At 67.2% G+C, this 1,639-nt stretch carries 2 protein-coding genes and 1 pseudogene; 1 reads left to right on the top strand and 2 read right to left on the bottom strand.

Translation table 11 applies throughout. The annotated features are described in order from the left end of the window. Nucleotides 1-367, bottom strand: a pseudogene (locus tag A5698_RS10530) (hypothetical protein); the annotation flags it as partial. Nucleotides 368-642: 275 nt separating this feature from the next. Between A5698_RS10530 and A5698_RS10525 the strand changes: the two are divergent. Then, nucleotides 643-1,308 carry an O-methyltransferase gene (locus tag A5698_RS10525; RefSeq protein WP_068296147.1) on the top strand — a complete coding sequence of 222 codons (666 nt, stop codon included), beginning with the start codon at nucleotides 643-645 and terminating at the stop codon, nucleotides 1,306-1,308. Here the strand turns inward: A5698_RS10525 and A5698_RS10520 are convergent. After that, a partial coding sequence (locus tag A5698_RS10520) for an IclR family transcriptional regulator domain-containing protein (protein ID WP_286144445.1) occupies nucleotides 1,309-1,639 on the bottom strand: 331 nt, incomplete at its 5' end.

Raw genomic sequence — 1,639 nt, 5'->3', positions numbered from 1 at the left:
GCTGACCCGCCGTCGCCGGAGCGCCCGCACCCGCGGGCGTCACTGCGCCGGTCGCCCCTGCCGCATCGTCGACCGATTCGAGGCGCTTCAGAATTTCCTCCGCGATCGCGCGATCAGTGGAGTCGTAGGCGTTGGCGGCATTCACTACGTTCTGCGCGTACTTCGCCAACTCCTCCTTCGCGACCGGCAACTGGGCGATCACCGGATCGACGATTTCAGCCACCTTCGCCGCGATCGCCGTCGACAGAGCATCCTCGCCCTCGGGCCTGAACGAAGCGGGTGGCTCGGGAATGCCTTCCGCGAGCGCCTGCAACCGCCCACCGGCCTCGAGCACCAGCTCGGTATCGATTCGCAGCGTCTCAGTCATCGTCTTCCCGCGCGGCGATCAGCATCGCGCCGATCGATCGGCATGCCCCTCCAGAATCACCCGGCAAATGCTACCCGACCAGCAATACCAGCGATCGCGCCAAATTTCACCACCCCGACGCGCACCCTCTCCAGACCTTCTCCCGTCGTAGAGTTACTCATTGCCCTGCCACCGCATCCGGGCCGTTACCGGGTAAAAGACCGCAGCGACCGATGTCAGCAAACGTCGCTCGATGGCTCTCGGCGCCGATGCATTCCTCCGCTATCGTTCCGCGAATGGCCGATCCGGACTCCAAGACGCTCGACGAGCTCTTCAACCGCATCCTGCACACCGAAGACGACGCGCTGCGTGCCGCGCGTGAATCCGGTGACGCGGCCGGCATGCCGCCGATCGAGGTGTCCGGCCAGCACGGCAAGCTCCTCTATCTCCTGACGGCCTTGTCCTCGGCCACCCGCGTCCTCGAGATCGGCACGCTTGCCGGCTACAGCACCATCAACCTCGCCCGCGGGGTCGGCGCCGACGGCCACGTCGTCACCCTCGAGTACGAGCCCAAGCACGCCGAGATCGCTCGTGAGAACTTCGCCCGCGCGGGCGTGCAGGATCGCATCGAGATCATCGTCGGCGCCGCGCTCGACACCCTGCCCGTGCTCGCCGAACGCGGCGACGTGTTCGATTTGACCTTCATCGACGCCGATAAGGAGAACAACGTCGCCTACGTCGAGTGGGCGATCAAACTCGGCCGGCCCGGTTCGATCATCGTGGTGGACAACATCGCTCGCTTCGGCCGCGTGCTCGAACCCGCCGCCGACGACGCCCAGGCCCGCGCCGTTCGGGAGATGCTCGAGATGATGGGGGACCATCCCCGACTGGAGACCGCCGCGATCCAGACCGTCGGGCTCAAAGGCTGGGACGGCTTTGCCGTCGCCCGCGTCGTCGGGTAGTCACCTCGACCACGGCGCCGACGCCGCCGCTTCGCGAAGCGCCGCCACGATCCGCTTCTCGTGTGCCACGAACCGCTCGGTCGGTGCGGGCACCGATATTGCGACGACGTGTCCGCCCGCCGCCCGTCCGGCAACGCCGGCAGCCGAGATTCCGGCCGTGTGCTCGTCCCGGTCGAACGCGACGTCAACCGACCCGTCCAACAACGCCGTCGCCGCCTTCCCGTTGGCCGTCGACTCCAACGGGAAACGCATCCCGACCGCCGACACCGCCCGCAGTCGATGGGCCGACTCCACCTGGTCGATGAACAACATCTCGCCGCCACGCAACACC

Origin of the sequence: Mycobacterium sp. E136 (genome assembly GCF_001666865.1) — a bacterium.
Taxonomy (GTDB): domain Bacteria; phylum Actinomycetota; class Actinomycetes; order Mycobacteriales; family Mycobacteriaceae; genus Mycobacterium.
The sequence above is the reverse complement of the archived record's forward strand: the minus strand, read 5'-3'. Positions and strand labels throughout refer to the sequence as shown.